Source organism: Sulfitobacter sp. M05 (genome assembly GCF_029285175.1).
GTDB lineage: Bacteria > Pseudomonadota > Alphaproteobacteria > Rhodobacterales > Rhodobacteraceae > Sulfitobacter.
In genome coordinates, this window is record NZ_JABEDH010000002.1 from 160,559 (window position 1) to 180,844 (window position 20,286).

Consider the following 20,286-nt stretch of genomic DNA (forward strand, 5'->3'; position numbering starts at 1 on the left):
CCATCACTAAAGTGTCGGATCGCCGGCAACCCGTACCAAACGCGTCAAGTCACCCAGCCGCTCCTGCTGTTGGCCGTTCTCGTCAAAATTCGCGGGTGCCAGCCATGCTTCAAAGGCTTCCTTCAACGCTGGCCATTCCCTGTCTATGACGGCAAACCATGCGGTATCACGGTTACGCCCCTTGACCACATCAGCCTGACGAAACACCCCTTCAAAGCTGAAGCCCAGCCGCTGTGCTGCCCTGCGCGACGGCGCATTCAGCGCGTTGCATTTCCACTCATACCGGCGGTACCCAGCGTCAAAGGCCCATTTCATCATTAGAAACATCGCCTCGGTCGCCGCGCGGCTGCGCTGCAACGCCGGCGCATAGCTGATATAGCCCACCTCGATCGACCCCGCTTGCGGAGCGATGCGCAGATAGCTGGCAACCCCTTCCCACTGACCGCTTTCAAGATTGCGAATGGCATAAAACAACGGATCGGACGATCCTTCGTGATCGCGAACCCAACGGTGATACTGCGCGGCAGAGGAGAACGGACCATTTGGCATATAGTCCCAGACATCATCATGCCCCGCAAACTCGCGATACAATAGCGCAGCATGGGCCTCGGCGGACAGCGGGGCAAGTTCAACATATCGACCGGCAAGCACGTCACCCACGGGTGCATCGGGCGCTGTCCAGTCGGAAACCGGCGCGCCAAAGGGGCGGGAGTGTGACGTTTCAGTATTCATAACTGCACGTTAGGCGGAACATCGCCGCAGGCCAAGTCCCCAATCGCGCCGGCCACCACGCTTTGGCCACTAAAGCCTCCCGCCTTTAACCTGAGCCATGATCTATCGCTTTTCGCGTTCGACCAAGGGAAGAGGCCGCGAACAAACGATTCATGTTTAAGGCGGGACGCTCTAACGCAGCACTTTCGGATCAGCCCCAAGGTCAAGACCGGGAAACACCGCCCCCTCAAGCACCGCACGATCAAGCCCCAAAAGTCCGCGCATAATCCAGGCCACCGGTGCACGCACATCTGCGGTCGGCATCAAGTCGCGTTCTTGATACAGTGCCGCGGTGTCCAGACCGGGCCACTCTCTATACACCTGCCCGCCGCGCACCGCGCCACCGGCAAGGATCATCGCCCCTGCCGTCCCGTGATCGGTGCCACCACTGCCATTCTCACGGGCAGTACGACCAAATTCGGTCATGGCGACAATCGCGGTCTTTCCCCAGACATCCGCCCCCAAGCCGGACCGCAGGGTCAACAGCGTCTCGGACAGCTGGCGCAGACTGCGCGCCATATTGCGGTCCTGCCGGCGGTGCGTATCCCACCCCCCCAGTGAAAAGGCCGCAACCCGCGCGTCATGCTGCAAACGGGAGGCCGCGAAAGCCGCGATTTTGGCGTGTGGCCGCCCCTTGGATGCAACCGGATTTGTCCCTGTCGACAGCATCTGCGCCTCGGCCAGCGCCGCATGTAAGGCCGGATCATCCGCCATCACCAGTTCGGCCAGACGCATCGCCTGCGGGCTAAGCCCCAGATGAGCGTCGGGGGCCCAATTCGCCACCGGCGCAGATCCATCCAGCACCCTCACGTCGTTGTTTCCAATCGCATAAGCCGTATCAGCCTGAAGCCCTGGCACCTGTTGCAACATCCGGTTCAACCATCCGTCCCGCACCCCGCCTTGCACGCGGTCAGTGCCCGCCTCCAGCATGTCCTGACCATCAAAATGACTGCGCCGGTCACGATAGGGCGTTGATACGGCGTGGAAAAAACCCAGCTCCTGCGCCCGCCAAAGCGGCATCAAAGGGGCCAGCGCAGGATGCAAGGCAAAAAAACCGTCCAGATCCAGACCGCTGCCCGAGGCATTCAAACCCGGACGCAAGACGGCAAAGGCCGGATCCCCCACGGGGCGCACAACATCCAACCCATCCATCCCGCCGCGCAGAATAATCACAACCAGCCGCGTGTCCCAAGGGGCGCTTGCAAAGGTCACAGGTGTTAACAAGGGGCTGGCCGCCAAGGAACAGCCCACAACGCTGGCGCGGGTCAACAATTGCCGTCTGGACAGCTTGGCGTGCATCCTTCCTCCTATCGCCGTTGAAATGCTGGCGCGGCAAAGATCAGCCCGACAGCAACCGCGCGGGTTTCTGCCGCATTGGCCGCAAAATCTACTGCATCCGTCACCCGCCCGTCCAAGACGGTATGCACAAGTTCACGCGGGTCCGGCAAATCATCCATCAGTTGCGCCGGCGCGCTCACCGCCCAATCCAACCGCGCCGAAATGCCTTGCGGTGTGGCCCAATCATCATCCCCCTCAGGAAATCCATCAGGGCCGGAGGGAGCAAACCACCCCTGCCCCATCAGTTGCAAAGGCTGAAAGAAAACCTCGCGAATTTGTCGCCACTCCATCTGCTGAAGTTTTTCGGCGGTAACCCCAAGGCCGCGCAAAGCGGCGCTGACAAATTCGTCCGGCGGGCGCATGTTTGTGCAGGTCGGCTGCCACGCTTGCGGGTGTTCCAACAGCGCAGCATAACAGGCCATCAAATCGCCCTCATTGCGCAGATAGGCGGCAGTGATGTGCCCCACCAGATCGTCAGGGGGGACATCGCTGACAAAATGCACCGCCAGTTTTCGCGCGATATGGGCGGCAGTCGCGGGGTGGCGTGCAAATCCCGTAAGGCCGCATGGATCGTGGCCAGCCCCCCCGCGTCGCCATAGGTCTGGCCCAAAACCGTTTCCGGCCCCGGTTCGACCATGGCCGGGCGGAATTTAAACCCGTAGTGGCGCGTGGCCCCCAGACCGGTAAACAGCTTGGCCAACTCGCGTACATCTGTTTGGGTATACGGCCCATCGACCCCCAATGTGTGCAGCTCCAACACTTCGCGGGCCAGGTTTTCGTTCACCCCACCTTGCCGCCCACGCCGCCGTGCTGCGCGGCTGTTGGGGCCAACGGATGTGTTTTGATCAAGATAGTGCAACATCAACGGATGAGAGACACAAGCAGTCAGCAAGCTGCCAAAATCCCCCGTGATATTGGGGCGCACAGCTTCCTCGACATAAAGCGGGCTGGCAAACCGCAACAGCCCACCACCACCCAACGCGGTGAAATGATCGGCCCAGAACGCTGTTAACCGTTCCCGAAATCCGTGACGGGCACTGATGCGGCGCAATTGCGTCTGAACAAACCATTGGCTGTGATCCCGGCGCATGTCGCGTAAAATCCGGCGGGCCTTTTTTCGGGCATCCACCCCCGCTGCCGTGTCAGGGTTCTTTCGGGCATAGCTGTTGAACCGGTTTCTAAGCGCCAAAGCATCTTGCAACACATGAAATGGCGGGATCGGAAACGCGTTTCTGGCCTGATCCGTGCCACGCAGCTCTGCCAATATATCAGCGACGTTTTCAGGCGCTGCAATGCGCGCGGATCGACCATAGCCAAAGCGGTGTTCGGCAAGGACAGGGTCGAAATTCACCGGAAAGACGTGTGCAATGCAGGTTTCATTGCGGGGAGCCTAGCGACAATTGCGCGAAATTTCATCCGGCGATTTACGACAATTTTACGCAATGCCCGGACCGAATAGGAAAAGGGGCCGCACACCACGGCCCCAGCCCCTGATTTTGTGTCGTTATTCCTGCGGAATGACCCGCAGACCCAGCTCCATCAACTGATCCGAAGAAGGATCGTTTGGCGCGTTCATCATCAGGTCTTCGGCACGCTGGTTCATCGGGAACAGGATCACCTCGCGGATGTTCTGTTCATCCGCCAACAGCATCACAATCCGGTCAATACCTGCGGCACAGCCACCGTGCGGCGGGGCACCATATTGAAAGGCGTTAACCATACCGCCAAACCGCTTCTCAACTTCGTCCTTACCGTAACCGGCAATTTCAAAGGCTTTGAACATGATCTCGGGCTTGTGGTTCCGGATCGCACCCGACACCAGCTCGTAACCGTTACAGGCCAAATCATACTGATAGCCCAATACCTTAAGCGGATCGCCCTGAAGCGCTTCCATCCCGCCCTGCGGCATGGAGAAGGGGTTGTGTTCAAAGTCGATCTTGCCGGTTTCCTCGTCTTTTTCGTAGATCGGGAAGTCGACGATCCACGCAAAGGCAAAGCGGTTTTGATCGGTCAGACCCAGTTCGTCACCGATGACAGTCCGGGCGCGGCCTGCAACCGCTTCAAAGGCTTTCGGCTTGCCGCCAAGGAAAAACGCCGCATCACCGATGCCCAGGCCCAACTGCTGGCGGATTGCCTCGGTACGCTCTGGTCCGATGTTTTTGGCCAACGGTCCTGCCGCTTCCATGCCGCCTTCAACCTCGCCTGATTTCAGCTTGGCCTGCGCTTCTTTCACTGTGATGCCCAGTTCCTGCGCCACGGCATCCGCTGTTTTTTCACGCCAGAAGATATAGCCCATGCCGGGCAGGCCTTCTTTTTGGGCAAATACGTTCATCCGGTCACAGAACTTGCGCCCGCCCCCCGTGGGTGCCGGAATGGCGCGCACTTCGGTGCCTTCCTGCTCCAACAGCTTGGCAAAGATTGCAAAGCCGGAACCCGCGAAATGTTCGCTGACAACCTGCATTTTGATCGGGTTACGCAGGTCTGGTTTATCGGTACCGTACCAAAGGGCCGCATCTTTATAGGAAATCTGTTCCCATGTTTCATCTACTTTGCGACCGCCGCCGAACTCTTCAAAGATGCCACCGATCACTGGCTGGATCGTGTCGAACACGTCCTGCTGGGTGACAAAGGACATCTCAAGGTCAAGCTGGTAAAAATCTGTCGGGGACCGGTCCGCACGCGGGTCTTCATCACGGAAACAAGGCGCGATCTGGAAATATTTGTCGAAACCCGAAACCATCAACAGCTGTTTGAATTGCTGAGGGGCCTGCGGCAAAGCATAGAACTTGCCCGGATGCTGGCGCGACGGCACCAAAAAGTCGCGGGCCCCTTCCGGCGAGGACGCCGTGATGATCGGGGTCTGAAATTCTTTGAACTCCTTGTCCCACATACGTTTACGGATCGAGGAAACCACATCGGAACGCAGCACCATGTTTTGCTGCATCTTCTCGCGGCGCAGATCAAGGTAACGATAGCGCAGACGGGTTTCCTCTGGGTATTCCTGTTCGCCGAACACCATCAGCGGCAATTCCGCGGCAGAACCCAAGACTTCGACCTCACGGACAAAAACCTCGATCTCGCCGGTCGGGATTTTTGTGTTGATCAGATCAGCGGCGCGCGCCTTCACTTCACCGTCAATGCGGATACACCATTCGGACCGGATCTTTTCCATGTCCTTGAATGCTGGGCTATCAGGGTCACACAGAACCTGCGTCATCCCGTAGTGGTCACGCAGGTCGATAAACAGGATACCACCGTGATCGCGCACGCGATGCACCCAGCCGGACAGGCGCACAGCGTCACCTTTGTTTGAGATGTTAAGATCGGCGCAAGTATGGCTGCGGTAGGCGTGCATGACGGTCCCTTTCGAGGGCTGGATTTGTTGGCGCAGATACACCTTTTGACAGCGCAAAAGTCAAGGGCAGCACAACGCACCCTGCACGCGCTGATCCGGCGCATGATCCGCGCCGCTATGTCACAAGACACTTCACATCAATGAATGTTGTCGTATACCTTTCGCGTATTCAAACAAAACCAATTGGACGTTACTCATGGAACAGGACTTTTCCGACGCGCTAGCGCGGGCTTTCGCCACCTTTGGCACAATCGGCTCTTACGGCAATCTGACCGTACCAACCTCGGCTGATGACGTATTGAACTGGACAGTCGGTGATTACCTTGCGCTGGTTGATGCCGCCGAAACCGCGCTGACGTCAATTGACCGTTCAGTGTTCTCGATGATCCTGAACGACCCCACCTTATCCGCCGAGCTGGACGCTGAGGGGCGCGCGCTACTCGAAGCATGGTCGGCAGGCGATTTTTCACAGATCACACAACCGCTTAACGAGGTGCGGGCCCTGATGGCCCCCTATTCTGCGGAAACGCTGCTGCGCGATGCCCTCGACCCCGACGGCGGCGGCATCGAAGGGATCGAAAACGCCTTTGCCGATGCCGAGACGCGGATTTCAGAATTGCTGTGGAACGAAGACAACGGTCTTTTCGCCTCGCCTACCTTTACGGTCGATCCGGACACCGGAGTCTGGTCATCAGGCAGCGCCGGCTTTAGCGGCACCACCTTGGCCGAATTCTTCAGCTTGCTGGGCGAAGCGGCTGGCAATGCCATCATGTCCTTCCTTGGCAACCGCGACGGTCTGTTAAACCAGCTGGCCAACGACGGCATCGACCCCGCAGCGATTGCAGCTGCCACCGATGCCGCAGAAGCCGCCAGCGCGCAAGCACTACAGGCACTGCAAGAGATCGGGACACGGGTAACGACACAGGGCACCAGCAATCCCACAGATATAGAATCACAGGCCACTGCGCAGATTCAGGGATTAATCAACGCGCTTGTCTCGGCCCTCCCGGGCCTAGGCAACGCACTGGATACCTTGATTTTCGGATCACGCAATTCCGACCCCACTTTCATCGTCAGCCCGCAAGGCGATGTTTCAGGGTCAGACGAAGGCGATTGGTTCTATCTGTCAAAACTGGCAGACAGCTTTGACGGCGGCAGCGGGGCCGATGTGCTTTTCGGGTTCGAAGGTGACGACAGCCTGCTGGGCGGCGGCGACGCTGACAACCTCTTTGGCGGCGCAGGCAATGATATGCTGCGCGGCGGCAGCGGTAATGACCAGATTAACGGCGGCGAGGGTGACAGCGATGTTGCAAACTTCCTGAACGGTTTGGGACAGTTCACCTTGCAGTTTTCCAGTGACGGCAGCGTCACCGTGCAAGACCGTTCCGCCGACGGCGAAGGCACCGATCTATTGACCGGCATCGAAACCCTGTCCTTTGGCAGTGGCGCGTCGGTCTTTGCCGACGGCGTCATCAACCTAAGCCAGTTTCAAGCCATCGCAGGGCTGGATGCCGATCAGATCAATACTTTTGTTGAACTCTACGTCGCCTATTTCAACCGCGCGCCTGATGCGGCTGGCCTGAACTTCTGGGGCTCGGCGTTTGCCAATGGCACCTCGCTGGAAGAGATCGCGAACCTGTTTCTCGATCAGGATGAAACCCGTGCCACCTATGCGCCGGATATCAGCAACCTCGAATTCGCCTCTCAGGTTTATCAGAACGTCTTGGGCCGCAGTCCCGATGTGGACGGGCTGGCCTTTTGGCAAGGGCAACTGGACAGCGGCAATATTGGCCGTGGTGCCTTTATCCTTGAGGTGCTGAAAGGGGCCAAGGTTGATCTGGACGCAGGTGCCTCACAGACTGACATTGATCTGCAACTGTCCGACCGGTCTTATCTGTCCACGAAAACCGACCTTGGCACCTATTTCGGTGTGATCAAAGGCCTGTCCGATGTGAACGATGCCTCTGCTGCGATGCAATTGTTCGTGCGCGGGTCCGACACCTCTGTCCAGTCGGCGATCGAACGTATCGACGCGGACTATGCTGCGGCTTTGGCAGATGACAGTGGCGAAATGGTGATGCAGCTGGTGGGCGTGGCCGACGATCCCTTCGCGGTCTAACCGGGCTTCAAGCCGGATCAAGACCAACAACAGCGGGCAGGGAATTGCCCGCTGACACTCCGGTGCCCCGCCGCTTTTGCGTTTTGCGGCATTTCCCATCGCATACGTTCTAAGCGACAGATCAACATATCGCCGCATCGCAGAAAAATCAGCGCGCCCACTAGACGACTGGTCTAGTGCGACCTATATCACGGGTATGAACAAGCAAGGACAAGATACACGCGGCCATATTCTGACGGTTGGTCGCCGCCTCACAGCGCAGCAGGGCTATACCGGCGTTGGCCTGAGCGAACTGTTGAAGCAAGCAGGCGTGCCGAAGGGATCATTCTATCACTATTTCCCATCGAAAGAGGCCTATGGTTGCGCCGTTCTAGAAGACTTCATTCGCGAATACAAAGAACGCCTGCGAACTTCCCTGTACAATCCGCAGCTGAATGGCCGCGACAAGTTCCTGACCTATTTCCGGGACTGGAGCTGCAAGCAACTCAGCAACAACCCCGAGGACCGCTGTCTGGTGGTCAAACTCTCTGCCGAGGTCGCGGACCTGTCAGAAGACATGAGCAGGATTTTACGCAACGGTGTGACCGACATTGTCGCGCGTCTGGCGGAAACTCTTGAACAGGGAATTGCGGACAGCTCTATCGGGGCTCTTGAAAAGCCCGCCGCCACCGCGGCAACGATCTATCACATGTGGCTGGGGGCCAGCCTTGTTGCCAGCCTCTCGCGCAGTGACGCCGCACTTGAGGCTGCGATGAAATCAACAGAGGCGCTTGTCCCCGCCCCATAACATAAACACGTTAACAAACTCACAAGACGACTGGTCTAATAAAGGAAAAACCGATGAAAATTTTTTACAAAACCGCAGCAACGGCAACTGGTGGACGCTCAGGCACCTCTGCCCTGAATGATGGCAGCCACTCTGTTCAGATGGTTCGCCCCGACAGCAAAGATGCGGGTGTAAACCCCGAACAACTGTTCGCACTTGGCTATGCCGCTTGTTTTGACAGCGCGATGGATCTGACGGCAAAGCAGCTGAAGATTGACGCCACTGGTGCCAAAACCTCAGTCGAAGTTGGCATCGGTCAGCGCGCCGAAGGCGGCTATGGGCTTGACCTCGACATTACTGCTTACCTGCCGGGCATGGATACTGACGACGCACAGCGGCTGGTCGAAGCAACCCATCAGGTTTGCCCCTATTCTAACGCCACGCGCGGCAACATCGACGTGCGTCTGCACATCAAAACCGACGCAAGCTAGGGCCCAGCGCCCGGCCCTTGCAATAACGCCAAGACCGCGATGCCGCCTCGATGGTACGCATCCGGTCTTGAAACGGCATCACAAAAGAAGACGCAAATGACACAGACCAACGACATTAATCGGCAGCTGGTGCTGGCCGAGCGCCCCAAAGGCGAACCAACCAAAGACACCCTGAAACTGCTGAAAAGTGACGTTCCCGCCGCCGGAGACGGACAGATGCTGCTGCGGGTCGAGTATCTTTCGCTTGATCCTTACATGCGCGGCCGGATGAGCGACGCCCCCTCCTATGCCGCACCGGTTGAAATCAACGGGGTGATGGAAGGCGGCACAGTGGCGCAGGTTGTCACGTCGAACATCGACGGGTTTACAGCCGGTGACTGGGTCCTCAGCTTTAGCGGCTGGCAGGACTACGCCCTGTCCGATGGCACCGGCGTGACCAAGCTGTCGCAATCACCTGATCATCTGTCTTGGGCGCTTGGCATCATGGGGATGCCGGGCTTTACCGCTTGGGCTGGTCTGATGCAGATCGGTGCCCCGAAAAAAGGCGAAACAATTGTCGTCGCTGCGGCAACCGGTCCGGTTGGTGCCACTGTTGGGCAAATCGGCAAACTGTTGGGATGTCGCGTTGTCGGTGTGGCCGGGGGGGCGGAAAAATGCGCCTATGCGGTGAACGAGCTGGGCTTTGACGCCTGTATTGATCACAAGAGCGCCGATTTCGCGGACCAGTTGGCCAAGGCCAGCCCTGACGGCATCGACGTCTACTTCGAGAATGTCGGCGGCAAGGTGCTAGACGCGGTGATCCCCCTGCTGAACCCGAACGCACGGATGCCGGTTTGTGGTTTGATATCACAGTACAACGCGACAAGCCTGCCAGATGGGCCGGACCGGATGAACTGGCTGATGGGGCAGATCCTGCGCAAAAAAGTAAAGGTCCAAGGCTTCATTATCTTTGACGATTTCGGACATCTCTATCCAGAGTTTGCAAAGGAAATGGGCGCATGGATCGAAAGCGGCAAAATCAAATACCGCGAAGAGATCATCGACGGCCTTGAGAATGCCCCTCAAGCCTTCATTGGTTTGCTGAAGGGTGAAAACTTTGGCAAACGTGTGATCCGCGTCGGCCAACTGGCAAAATCCTAAGCCCATGAGAAATAGCAACCTTAGGGCTGAAACGGACGAAATACCTGCCGTCCGGTCCCGGGTTGTCTGGTCACGTCCGGAAATTTCGGGCGTGACGCGACATCACATCACCTTGCGCATCCCGCATCAGTTATTCAATACCACGGTATCTCACGTTTATCCAAAGAACCGTGATTTCATTCCCGTTCCACCAGCCATGCCCGAGGTCGCCCGCCATGAAGACAACTAGAAACGCAATTCTGGCCGTGCTGGCCGTCTTGGCGGTTGCCGCTCTGCTGATCTGGACCCTACGCCAACCCACAACCTACCTGGTACAGGGCGAGGTAGAGGCGACACGTATCGACCTTTCAGCTCAGGTCACGGCGCGGGTGGCACAAACCCCTGTCAGCTTTGGTGACCGCATTCGCGCCGGCGATGTCGTTGTTCAGCTGCACAGCCCGCAACTTCTGGCACAGCTCTCTGCTGCGCAGGCCGGTGTCGGTGTGGCCCAAGCCAACCGCGATCTGGCGTTTTCCACCCGCCCCGAAACAATCGCCGCCGCCGAGGCCCAGCTGGCCAAGGCCGTTGCCGATGTCGAACTGGCGCAAAGTAACTTTGACCGTATCAATAAACTGCGTGCGGATTCGGTTGTGTCACAAGCCAACTTTGACCGGGCCACCAACACGCTGGACGCCGCGGTTCAGGCACAGGCCGCAGCGCAGGCAAATCTGGATCAGGCACGCAATGGCACCAGCGCAGAGCAAAAGGCCGTCGCCACAGCACAGGTCACACAAGCAGAGGCAAATCTGGCCCAGCTTCAGGCCAATGTCGATGAATTGACAGTCACCTCCCCGATTGACGGTCAGGTCACCACCCGCACTGCCGAAGTCGGCAAATTGTTCAGCGCCGGCGCGCCGTTGATTTCCATCGTTGACGTGGATCACGCATGGTTCACGTTCAATCTGCGCGAAGACCTTTTGCAGGGGCTGGAAATCGGCCAGCCGCTGGAAATCCGTGTTCCCGCACTCGGACAGGACCACGCCGCAATCCCCGCGCGGATTACTGCCATCAACGTGGAAGGCAGCTATGCCAACTGGCGCGCGACCAAGGCGACCGGCGATTTTGATCTGCGTACGTTTTCCGTCCGTGCGCAACCTGTCGAGCCTATCGTCGGGTTGCGCCCGGGCATGAGTGCGCTGGTTGACTGGTCCACCACCAACCGCAACGCCGATTAATCCAGTGCGTGACCGCCAGCCTCCCCCCGGCCTGCGCCGCATATTGGGCCGCGAATTGCGCCAGATTGCGACGCGCCCTGCGTTGGCCTTTATGCTGGCACCAATGCCGATGATCATCTTTCTGGCGCTTGCGGCGGTCTTTGCTCCGGGTCTGCCGCGCGAACTGCCGGTGGCGGTGGTGGATCTTGATGGCACAACCCTGTCGCGGCAGGTGGTGCGCATGGTCGATGCCGCCTCTGACGTGGCCGTGGCCCAACAGGTGCCAAATCTCAGCGAAGCGCGACAGGCCCTTGTCGCGCGCGAAGCCTATGCAATTCTGGTGATCCCGCAGGATTTGGAACGCAATCTGCAACTTGGCCAAAGCCCCGAGGTTGTGATTTTTTCCAACAGCCAGTTCCTGCAATCTGGCGGAACCGCCGCCCGCAGCATGGCCACCTCTGTGTCTACATTCGCGGCCGGGGCATCGCTGCGGCTGCTTGAAACGCGGGGCATCGGCACAGATCGTGCGATGGACCTGATCACCCCGATCCCGGTGCAGCAAAGCCCGTTGTTCAACCCCTCGCTGGACTACATCCAGTTCCTTTTGTCGGCGATCGTTCCGACAGTGATGCAGATTTTTATCTGCGCCGCTGCGGTTTTGTCCTTCTCGCGTGAACGTCATTCGACTGGCGGCATGTCCCGCCTGATGCGCCTTGCAAAGACACCAACCAACGCAATCATCGGCAAGCTGTTGCCCTATACCGTTCTGGGTACGCTGGTTCTTTTGTTCGGTGACGTGCTGCTGTTCACCGTCTTCGGCGCAGATTTTCGCGGCAATGTGCCGGTGTTTTTCCTGAACGGGTTGCTGTTTATTCTGGCCTGTCAGGCACTGGGTGCCCTTATTGCAATGATTGCGCAGGATACGACCGGTGCGTTGGGCATGATGGCAGTGATTGTCGCCCCCGCTTTCGGCTTTGCCGGAGTCAGCTTTCCACGCTTCGGCATGACCGAATTTTCGCAGGCATGGGGCGCGGTTATTCCGCTGACACCTTATCTAGAGCTGCGTACGGATCAGACCCTGCGCGGTGCCCCGCTGGAATATTCCCTGCCAACGATGGCCATTCTTTTTGCGCTCTTGGTTGTCTTCGCCACCCTCTTATGGATCACCCTGCGCAAGGCCGCACGCCTTGCTGCCACAACATCAGAGGTGGACCTATGATTGCCCTGCACCGGTTCACAAGCGCGCTTGCCCTCGCCTACCGTCACCTGTTGGGAGATTCCAGCGCGCGCATGACGATGATTGCCGGCATCCTAATCTATAGCGCGCTTTATCCGCAGCCCTTCGTCGGTGAGGTTGTGCGCGATGTGCCTGTCGCCGTGATTGATCAGGACAACTCGACCGAAAGCCGCAAGTTCTTGCGCCGGATCGACGCCACCGATCAAGTCACCATTGCCACAACAGTGCCCAATATGGCCGCCGCCCGCGATGCGTTCTTCCGCCGTGATGTCTATGGCATCGTGATTATCCCTGCCGGTTTTGAGCGCGATCTGTCTGCCGGCGTGCCGTCCCCCATCGCGGCCTACGGCGATGGCAGCTACCTGTTGGTCTACTCCAATATCATGGGCGCGGTCACCAGCGTCGCCCGTGCCATGGGCACCGAAGTCAACTTTGACCGTCTAACCGCAACCGGTATGGACGCCGGACAGGCCCGCGCGGCCCTGTCCCCGGTCAAAGTGACCAATATTCCCGTGTTCAACCCACAGGGCGGCTATGCCAGCTATATCGTGCCCGCCTCCTTTGTTCTGATCCTGCAACAGACCCTGATGATGGGCATCGGGCTGCTACATGCAGGGCGCCGGCTGCCCACTGGAATGCGCATGTGGGCCACACCAATTGCCTACATCACGCTCTATCTGGGATGGGTTGTCTTTACCCAGCTGATGTTGCCGGTGTTCTACGGCATCCCGCGCACAGGGGATTTTGGCACGCTGATGCTGATTGCCCTGCCGTTCCTATGTGCCTGCGCGGCCATGGGTTTTGCCATCGCCTTGCTGATACCCTCACGCGAAGGCGTGGTGTTCTTTTTGGTGGTGATGGGGCTACCGCTGTTCTTCCTATCTGGCATCGCATGGCCCGCCGAGGCAATTCCCGATCAACTGCGGAATATCGCAATGCTGGTGCCTTCCTCGACCGCCATTTCCGCTTTTGTCGCGGTCAACCAGATGGGCGCCGCACCGCAAGACATCATCGGTGCCGTGGAGCACCAGATCATCCTGGCCTTCGGGTATACTGCGTTGGCCTTTGCGATCTACCCGTTCACCAAGACGCGGCTGGAAAGACACCCGCAACCATAGCGCCCCCTGGGCACCGGGTTCAAAAATCCCCCGGTGCGCATTGCAGACACACCAGCCCCTCTGCGCGCCATGCTTCGACAACCGAATTACGATCATCCACAACCAACCACGGTGCCAACCCATCCGCCTGCATCTCAGCCAAGGCGCGGCGTTTGACTTCCGGATCGCTGGCTTCGTCTTGGTCAGCAGCACGCAGGTACACCCCGTCGAACGGCAGGTCATGCATGCGCAACCACGCAATTGTATGCGCAGCCCACCCTCTTGGCCGACCCGAACAGATCACAATCGTCTCACCGCTTTCTTTCAACCGCCGCAACAGCTTTGCAACCGGTTCGATCAGGGGGGCCGTGGCCATTGCCGCGTGAAACTCATCCCAGTGCTTTTCCACCCCATGCACAAGATGTCCAAGCCGTTGCGCGTCAAATTCCGCCAATGTGCCATCCACATCAAAAACGACACAGGGTGTCAGATCAGTTACAGTCATAGTTGCTTTTCCTCGAAGTGATGGCCGTGTTTCTCGAATAGGATCGGTGTGGCATTCGGTGGCCTGTCCCCGACACAGCCCTTCCCCCAAAGCACACGCGCCACGCGGATGATGCCGGAATGACAGACAAGAACCGGCAGGGCATCCTCACTTGCGGAACAGATTTCGCATATGGCTTGCTGCACACGCGCCAACATCGCAGGCCAGCTTTCGCCACCTTCCGGCGTGTCCTTGCGCGGTGGTTGAACCCCGATCGGGCACCCCTCGAACACGCCCCAATTGCGTTCCCTCAGCCCGTCGTTCAGGACAAAGCCACGCCCCGGAAACGCCAACTTGCAGGTATCCTGAGCCCGGGCCATCGGGCTGGCAAACACCGCAATCCTGTCAGGCCACGCCTGATCCGCCAATGCCTGCGCCTGCCTGCGCCCCAGCGGGCTTAGCGGCACATCCGTCACCCCTGCAATAATCTGGTTCGCATTGGCGGTGGTTTCACCATGGCGGATCAGGCAGAAATCTCTGGCTGGAAAAAAACACTCCGTCACAGGCGCACCGGATCATGCATAAAAACCTCTACGCCCAGATCCTCGATAAGGTAATCCTCCGGCTGAGTGCAAAAGGCAGGGGCAAATCGTTTCGCGCCAAGGCGCTTTAACATCTTGATCTGGTCCCGCAGCGGCGGGTGGACATTCCAGCGCTGAAAATACCCCCCCGGCACGCTGCAAATGCCACGGGCGTGGGCCGTCATATGACCGGTAAAGACGACATGCGCATCATGGCCCAACCGTCCGCTTTCATGCCATGCCCGCACATACCCCCAAGCGGCACCACCATCCGCATTTGGTGTGTCACAGATCAGAAAACGCGCATGTTCCATCGGGCTGCGCTCCAGCAGCGGTGCAATTTCCTGAACCTGCACGCCAAGCCCCGGACTGGCCAATGCCGCCCGCAAAGTGGTCTGGCATTCCGGGTCAAGCATGACACTGGCCGATCCGAAACGACGGATCAAATGCAGAGCCATCTCCCCCGCGCGCCCGGAAGGAGGCACCGGCAGCAACACCTGCCCGTCAAGCCCGTCTATCAACTTGTCCAGCGCGGCAAAGCGGGCGGTCTGGGGCACATCGTCAAGGTGATAGGAGCAATCCAGAATAGCCGTCGCCGCTGGCGGAGGGACGTCGAAAGGGAACCAGTCTGATTCCTCGGACCAGTCACCGGAATAGAACAATCCATCACCAATGGCGAAATGCATCCAGACACCACCCATGGCGTGGCCGTTGCGTCCCGTGTTTAAGCGCACCCCGTCAATCACCGTTTCGCCCTGCTCGGGCAACAGCCGGACCACAGCCGCCGGCGGCAATGCCTTAGCAGTACGTGCCGTTGCATAGATCGGCGATCCGGCTTCGACCACATGGGACGCACCACCAATGTGATCAATGTGATCATGGGTGATAAAGACCGCGTCGACACCCTCCAGCCATGCAGGATTGAACTGGGCATGAGCCTCTGGACCAAAGCCGCAGTCCAGTAACCAACGCCGATTGCCTGTGTTCAATTGCATGCACGCAGGCCCCTTGTCTCCGATACCGGAGAGTACTCTTACACTTTGCATTTATTCCTCGTAGAACGCCCATGGGGTGGTTATCGTCAGGCCAAGCTGCATCCCGACATCGAATTTTGCCCGCGTCTCTGCCATCAATCGGGTGCCGCACTCCGCCACCGTTTCCAGCAGGTATTTCCCACCCAGATAGGTGACCCGTGCAACGCGCGCGCGCAGATCGCCGGTCTCGGTGATGGTCAGGTTTTCGGGGCGTAGACAAACGTGACTAGGCCTTTCATGATTGCTCTGAACCTCCACCCGTGCCCCCAACACATGACCGTGTGCGGCCACATCCGAGGTCTCAACACTGCGCACCGGCACAACCGTACCGCGGCCTACAAACTCGGCGACGAAACGGTTCTTTGGGCGCTCGTACAGGTTTTGCGGTGTGTCGAATTGCTGAATCTGTCCACGGTCCATCACCGCAATCCGATCCGCCATTGCCATGGCTTCAGCCTGATCATGGGTGACATAGACCATCGTTGCACGGGTGCGTTTGTGAAAATCGGTAAACACCGTTTGCAACGTCGCCCGCAACGCAACGTCAAGGTTGGCCAGCGGTTCGTCCAACAACACCGCATCCGGATCAGAGACCAGACAACGTGCCAGCGCGACCCGTTGCCTCTGACCACCGGACAACTCTGACGGCATCCGGTCGGCATAGGCCGAAAGCCCCGTCGCCTCTAGCGCCACGTCGGTCTGAGCAGCAATCTCTGCCTTGGAAAATCGGCGAATTTCCAGCGGGTAGGACACGTTGCGCCGGACAGTCATATGCGGCCAAAGCGCGTAGGACTGAAACACAAACCCCATATTGCGGTCTTCCGACGGCACCATCATGCCGGTATCCCCGTTTGCAAGCTGCCGATCACCGATGCGGATTTCACCGGCGCTTGGCATCTCGAACCCTGCCAACAGCCGCAACAGCGTGGTTTTTCCACACCCCGACGGCCCCAGCAGCGCGATGAACTCGCCATCCTCGAAACATGTGGTGATGTCTTGCAACGCGGGCGCACCCGAAAACGTTTTGCCGACGGATGATAAGGCTATGTTTGCCATGGAACTACTCCTTTCGGGAATCGACGCGACAACAGCTGAACAGCGATCATCAACACCATGACCACCAGAACGATGGTCATCGCCAATGCGCTGGCCATTGCGGTTTCACCGCTGTCATCCAGATTGAAAATGACGACACCCAGAGTCTCTGTCCCCGATGACCACAGCAGGGCCGATACCGTTAACTCGTTGAACGCCGTCAGAAAAACAAGAATTCCGCCCGCCGCTGCGGCAGGGGCAGACAAGGGTACGATCACGTCACGCAACCGCTGGAATAGGCTGGCCCCAACCGATTGGGCGGCCTCGCCCATTGCCGGGTCAAGCTGTTTCAGGCTGGCCTGAACGGGCCGGAACATCACCGCAAAAAACCGCGCCAGATAGGCCAGGAAAATGATCCAGATCGTACCGTACAGCGTCGCTTCGGTGAACGGCAGGTTGATCAACAACAGGATCATCGCAATCGACAAAACAACACCGGGCAGAGCATAGGGCAGGTCCAGCAGGCTATCGAACACCCGAGAAAGTCGCGTTGGATTTCGCTCCATCAGCCATGCCAGCGGCAGACAAAGGACCACCAGTACAAAGGCCGCCCCAAACGCGAGGCCAAAGGAATTTGCGAAGGCCCGTGTTGTCACCGGTTGGCGAAACAGAACCTCCCACCACGAGGTCAACGTCACCGTGTCCACACGCAGCGGCACGCCGTAGGCCGGCACCAGCGACGTCGCCAGCAAACCGAACATCGGCAATACAAGGATCACACAGACAACCGCCCAAAGCAGGATTTCCACCGGCAACCGTACAGCCCCCAAAGGGATTGCCAACGGACGCGACGTCGCGCCAACCAGAAACACTTTTTGCCGGGTCTGGAAAAACCGCTGCACCAGAATGCCGACAACCGCCACAACACCGATCAACATGGCCAGAACCGAGACTTCGGCAAGCACGCTGGTGCCCAATCCTGCAAGCTTTTGATAAACCAGCGTCGGCAACGTCACATACCCTGCCGGAATACCAAGCATCGCAGGGATGCCAAAATTACCAAGCGCCGTAACAAACGTGATCGCGATGCCGGCGGCAAGGCTCGGCAGGGTCAGCGGCATCACCACCTGCCACCATGTCCGCAATCCCCGTGCGCCACTGATCCGCGCGGCCTCGACCACATCCTGCGGGATTGAACGCAATCCGGCACGCAGGGTCAGAAAAATGATCGACATGTGCTGAATACCCAGCAAAAGGATGATCCCCTCTGCCGAATATAGAGGTTGCGGCGTCCCAAGCGGCGGCGCAATCCCCAATGTTTTCAAAAGCACCGACGACGGCCCCATGATCTGGGTCCACGAAAGCGCGGTGATCTGGGGCGGGATCATCATCGGGATCATCAAACAGAACACCAAGGCCCCTTTGGCCCGCAAATCTGTCAGCGCCACCAGAAAGGCAAACGCCGCCCCCAGCACCAGAGACACCACCGTCCCAAGCCCTGCCGTAACCAATGAATGCTTGAGCGCCGTCAAGGTCGCGGGTTGGGACAACACTTCGGAGGCAAGCGTCAGGCCGATTGCCCCCTGATCCGCAAACCCCTCGACAAACAGGCGCAGCACCGGTGCCAACGTCAAACAGATCGCAACCACCAGAATAGCACCAAGCAGCCGACCCTCTGACCGGCTGCCCCCTTTTTGCATCGCGAAACTCATTACTCAGCGCCAAACAGCTCTGAAAATTTCGCTTTGTTTGCATCCGCATTCTCAAGCGCGACAGCAGGATCGAAATCCATCAGCTTGATATCTGCGCGCGCGGGGAAACCTTCGGGCACCCCCATGCCGTCACGTGCCGGGATATATCCCATATCAAGCACCAGATCCTGACCTGCCTCGCTCAGCAAGAAGTCGACGAATTTCTGCGCCCCTTCCACATTCTTGGCAGAGGACATAATCGCCACCGGCTCTGTCACATAAGACACGCCTTCTTTCGGGAACACGAATTCGATCGGGGAACCTTGCGCCTTGTTGCGAATGGCAAGGAAGTCGACAACCATACCATAGGGCTTTTCGCCTGACGCGACTGCCTTGAAGGTGCCACCGTTGCCACCCTGCGCCCGCGCATCATTTTCCGCCAGCTTCTCGTAGTACCCCCAGCCAAGGCTATCTGCGCCTGTCAGCGTTGCCAGATGGATCAACGCCGCACCAGAGTACAACGGGGATGGCATGGCGATTTGCCCTTTGACCGCCGCGTCGGTCAGATCACCCCATGACGCAGGAGCGTTTTCGATACCAGTGTTGTAAACGATGCCGGTCGTGATCAGCTTGGTCGAATGGTAATACCCTTCGGCAGAGTAAAGCGCGCTGTCATACCGCGCGGCCTCGGGGGATTTGTAGGCGGTCAAAAGGCCGTCTTGGGCCATCCCTTCCAAGGTCACGGTATCGGCAATCAACAGAACATCCGGCTGTGGGTTGCCAGCTTCGATTTCGGCGCGCAGCCGTGCCATCAGCTTGGTTGTGCCGTCACGAACCCACTCGACTTCGGTGCCCGGATTGGCGGAGATAAATGCATCAACGGTCTTTTGCGCATCCGCATTGGGTTGCGAGGTATATAGCGTAATCGTATCCGCCATTGCGGTGCTGGCCAAAAGCGCAAAGGCTGTTGTGGTAAGGAAGTTTTTCATGGGGCTCTCCTGAAATTTGCTTTCGTACGAAAGCTGTTCACGGCTGCCTTATTCTCCCCTTTCGCAACAGATTCATGACAAAAAAGTAACAATAATAATATATTGCGGTATTTCGGACCACACCCTAACCTCGACTTAACCCAAGGTTGTTTTCGAAGGAAAATCATGAGGCGGACGGACCTAACCCAACGACGCGACAGCATCATCACGCTATTGTCCCAGAACGACGCCCTGTCCGCTGCTGAGTTGTCGGGCCGTCTTTCGGTCTCTGTCCAAACTATCCGGGCCGATCTTCGCGAATTGGATGATGCCGCATTGGTGCTGCGGCGAAATGGCAAGGTCCGCCTGCGCCAGCAAAGCGAAAACATCGGTTACCTGCCCCGCGAAAGCATCGCGCGTCAGGAAAAACAACGGATCGCCCTCGCTGTTAAAAACCTGATTCCGACGGGCGCGCGGGTCGCCCTTGGCACCGGCACCACGGTCGAGAATTGCGCGCGCCTTCTGGCTTCTCACGAAAACCTGTTCGTCGCCTCAAACAGCCTTCACGCAGTCTGCGCCCTGCAAAACGCTGCGGGGGTCACAGTCGAAATGGCCGGCGGCGCTGTGCGTATGCGCGACCTCGACCTAATCGGCGCCGCCGCTCTTGAATTCTTTATGAAATACCGCGTGGACTATGCGGTCTTTAGCTGCGGCGGCCTGTCGCCATCTGGCGCGGTGATGGACTATAATTCAGATGAGGTTACCGCCCGCAAGGCCATTTCGAATTGCGCCAAGACAACAATTTTGGTTGTCGACAGCGGCAAGGCGAACCTTGATCTGGCCTGCCAGCATGTGCACCTGTGGCAGTACGATATTGTCGTAACCAGTGCCGAACTCGCGGCGGATGTTATGCGAAACTGCGCCAAAAATGCCTGCCGGATCATTCAGGTCTGACAGAGACCAGCCAAACCATACACAACCCGCAC

19 protein-coding genes are annotated in these 20,286 nt (G+C 58.4%); 8 read left to right on the top strand and 11 right to left on the bottom strand.

The features are described from left to right. Positions 1–6: 6 nt before the first annotated feature. The 5 genes from HKX44_RS08975 to aspS form a co-directional block, all read right to left on the bottom strand. On the bottom strand, positions 7–732 hold the full coding sequence (locus tag HKX44_RS08975; protein ID WP_276150993.1) for a GNAT family protein: 726 nt from the start codon (positions 730–732) through the stop codon (positions 7–9). A 171-nt stretch (positions 733–903) separates the two neighbouring features. After that, entirely contained in the window at positions 904–2,070 is a 1,167-nt protein-coding gene (locus tag HKX44_RS08980) for a DUF1501 domain-containing protein (protein WP_276150994.1), read from the bottom strand. Positions 2,071–2,078: 8 nt separating this feature from the next. After that, complete coding sequence (locus HKX44_RS20000; RefSeq protein WP_346348178.1) at positions 2,079–2,612, bottom strand: DUF1800 family protein; 534 nt, start codon at positions 2,610–2,612, stop codon at positions 2,079–2,081. Then, the gene (locus HKX44_RS08985) at positions 2,531–3,460 is read right to left on the bottom strand and encodes a DUF1800 family protein (RefSeq protein ID WP_346348179.1); all 930 of its coding nucleotides are present in this window, start codon (positions 3,458–3,460) and stop codon (positions 2,531–2,533) included. Before HKX44_RS08985 ends, HKX44_RS20000 begins: the two co-directional genes overlap by 82 nt. Positions 3,461–3,613: 153 nt before the next feature. Beyond that, complete coding sequence (gene aspS / locus HKX44_RS08990) at positions 3,614–5,464, bottom strand: aspartate--tRNA ligase (RefSeq protein WP_276150995.1); 1,851 nt, start codon at positions 5,462–5,464, stop codon at positions 3,614–3,616. A gap of 196 nt (positions 5,465–5,660) precedes the next feature. Here aspS and HKX44_RS08995 point away from each other — a divergent pair, with 196 nt between their 5' ends. The 7 genes from HKX44_RS08995 to HKX44_RS09025 all read left to right on the top strand — a co-directional run bounded on the left by HKX44_RS08995 (position 5,661) and on the right by HKX44_RS09025 (position 13,528). Then, a complete protein-coding gene (locus HKX44_RS08995; protein ID WP_276150996.1) occupies positions 5,661–7,583 on the top strand; it encodes a DUF4214 domain-containing protein in 1,923 nt (640 codons plus the stop codon). A gap of 196 nt (positions 7,584–7,779) precedes the next feature. Further along, complete coding sequence (locus tag HKX44_RS09000; protein ID WP_276150997.1) at positions 7,780–8,370, top strand: TetR/AcrR family transcriptional regulator; 591 nt, start codon at positions 7,780–7,782, stop codon at positions 8,368–8,370. A gap of 53 nt (positions 8,371–8,423) precedes the next feature. Beyond that, positions 8,424–8,840, top strand: a complete 417-nt coding sequence (locus tag HKX44_RS09005; RefSeq protein WP_276150998.1) for an organic hydroperoxide resistance protein — start codon at positions 8,424–8,426, stop codon at positions 8,838–8,840. Positions 8,841–8,936: 96 nt separating this feature from the next. Continuing rightward, entirely contained in the window at positions 8,937–9,980 is a 1,044-nt protein-coding gene (locus tag HKX44_RS09010; protein ID WP_276150999.1) for an NADP-dependent oxidoreductase, read from the top strand. A gap of 215 nt (positions 9,981–10,195) precedes the next feature. Next, the gene (locus HKX44_RS09015) at positions 10,196–11,194 is read left to right on the top strand and encodes an efflux RND transporter periplasmic adaptor subunit (protein WP_276151000.1); all 999 of its coding nucleotides are present in this window, start codon (positions 10,196–10,198) and stop codon (positions 11,192–11,194) included. Next, entirely contained in the window at positions 11,160–12,392 is a 1,233-nt protein-coding gene (locus HKX44_RS09020) for an ABC transporter permease (RefSeq protein WP_276151001.1), read from the top strand. The genes HKX44_RS09015 and HKX44_RS09020 overlap by 35 nt, the downstream gene beginning before the upstream one ends. Then, the gene (locus HKX44_RS09025) at positions 12,389–13,528 is read left to right on the top strand and encodes an ABC transporter permease (protein WP_276151002.1); all 1,140 of its coding nucleotides are present in this window, start codon (positions 12,389–12,391) and stop codon (positions 13,526–13,528) included. The genes HKX44_RS09020 and HKX44_RS09025 overlap by 4 nt, the downstream gene beginning before the upstream one ends. Positions 13,529–13,547: 19 nt before the next feature. Here the strand turns inward: HKX44_RS09025 and HKX44_RS09030 are convergent, their stop codons facing one another. The 6 genes from HKX44_RS09030 to HKX44_RS09055 are packed head-to-tail and all read right to left on the bottom strand — an operon-like array spanning position 13,548 to position 19,321. Further along, a complete protein-coding gene (locus HKX44_RS09030; protein WP_276151003.1) occupies positions 13,548–14,012 on the bottom strand; it encodes an HAD family acid phosphatase in 465 nt (154 codons plus the stop codon). Continuing rightward, complete coding sequence (locus tag HKX44_RS09035) at positions 14,009–14,554, bottom strand: histidine phosphatase family protein (protein ID WP_276151004.1); 546 nt, start codon at positions 14,552–14,554, stop codon at positions 14,009–14,011. Before HKX44_RS09035 ends, HKX44_RS09030 begins: the two co-directional genes overlap by 4 nt. After that, positions 14,551–15,567: an MBL fold metallo-hydrolase gene (locus tag HKX44_RS09040; protein WP_276151005.1), complete on the bottom strand. Its 1,017-nt coding sequence runs from the start codon at positions 15,565–15,567 to the stop codon at positions 14,551–14,553. Before HKX44_RS09040 ends, HKX44_RS09035 begins: the two co-directional genes overlap by 4 nt. Positions 15,568–15,618: 51 nt before the next feature. Beyond that, a complete protein-coding gene (locus HKX44_RS09045; RefSeq protein ID WP_276151006.1) occupies positions 15,619–16,662 on the bottom strand; it encodes an ABC transporter ATP-binding protein in 1,044 nt (347 codons plus the stop codon). Further along, complete coding sequence (locus tag HKX44_RS09050) at positions 16,650–18,353, bottom strand: iron ABC transporter permease (RefSeq protein WP_276151007.1); 1,704 nt, start codon at positions 18,351–18,353, stop codon at positions 16,650–16,652. The genes HKX44_RS09045 and HKX44_RS09050 overlap by 13 nt, the downstream gene beginning before the upstream one ends. After that, positions 18,353–19,321, bottom strand: coding sequence for an ABC transporter substrate-binding protein (locus HKX44_RS09055; protein WP_276151008.1), 969 nt, complete (start codon positions 19,319–19,321; stop codon positions 18,353–18,355). The genes HKX44_RS09050 and HKX44_RS09055 overlap by 1 nt, the downstream gene beginning before the upstream one ends. Before the next feature lie 165 nt (positions 19,322–19,486). On the opposite strand from HKX44_RS09055, the gene HKX44_RS09060 reads away from it, so the two are divergent. After that, positions 19,487–20,254 (top strand): DeoR/GlpR family DNA-binding transcription regulator, encoded by a 768-nt coding sequence (locus tag HKX44_RS09060; protein ID WP_276151009.1) that lies wholly within the window; start codon positions 19,487–19,489, stop codon positions 20,252–20,254. Positions 20,255–20,286 lie beyond the last annotated feature (32 nt).

Coding starts and splice junctions, on each gene's coding strand:
- HKX44_RS08980 (WP_276150994.1), bottom strand. CDS start 2,070: ATGCACGCCAAGCTGTCCAGACGGCAATTGTTGACCCGCGCCAGCGTT.
- HKX44_RS09060 (WP_276151009.1), top strand. CDS start 19,487: ATGAGGCGGACGGACCTAACCCAACGACGCGACAGCATCATCACGCTA.
- HKX44_RS09025 (WP_276151002.1), top strand. CDS start 12,389: ATGATTGCCCTGCACCGGTTCACAAGCGCGCTTGCCCTCGCCTACCGT.
- HKX44_RS09040 (WP_276151005.1), bottom strand. CDS start 15,567: ATGCAATTGAACACAGGCAATCGGCGTTGGTTACTGGACTGCGGCTTT.
- HKX44_RS09000 (WP_276150997.1), top strand. CDS start 7,780: ATGAACAAGCAAGGACAAGATACACGCGGCCATATTCTGACGGTTGGT.
- HKX44_RS09055 (WP_276151008.1), bottom strand. CDS start 19,321: ATGAAAAACTTCCTTACCACAACAGCCTTTGCGCTTTTGGCCAGCACC.
- HKX44_RS09050 (WP_276151007.1), bottom strand. CDS start 18,353: ATGAGTTTCGCGATGCAAAAAGGGGGCAGCCGGTCAGAGGGTCGGCTG.
- HKX44_RS08975 (WP_276150993.1), bottom strand. CDS start 732: ATGAATACTGAAACGTCACACTCCCGCCCCTTTGGCGCGCCGGTTTCC.
- aspS (WP_276150995.1), bottom strand. CDS start 5,464: ATGCACGCCTACCGCAGCCATACTTGCGCCGATCTTAACATCTCAAAC.
- HKX44_RS09030 (WP_276151003.1), bottom strand. CDS start 14,012: ATGACTGTAACTGATCTGACACCCTGTGTCGTTTTTGATGTGGATGGC.
- HKX44_RS08995 (WP_276150996.1), top strand. CDS start 5,661: ATGGAACAGGACTTTTCCGACGCGCTAGCGCGGGCTTTCGCCACCTTT.
- HKX44_RS09045 (WP_276151006.1), bottom strand. CDS start 16,662: ATGGCAAACATAGCCTTATCATCCGTCGGCAAAACGTTTTCGGGTGCG.
- HKX44_RS09010 (WP_276150999.1), top strand. CDS start 8,937: ATGACACAGACCAACGACATTAATCGGCAGCTGGTGCTGGCCGAGCGC.
- HKX44_RS09005 (WP_276150998.1), top strand. CDS start 8,424: ATGAAAATTTTTTACAAAACCGCAGCAACGGCAACTGGTGGACGCTCA.
- HKX44_RS09015 (WP_276151000.1), top strand. CDS start 10,196: ATGAAGACAACTAGAAACGCAATTCTGGCCGTGCTGGCCGTCTTGGCG.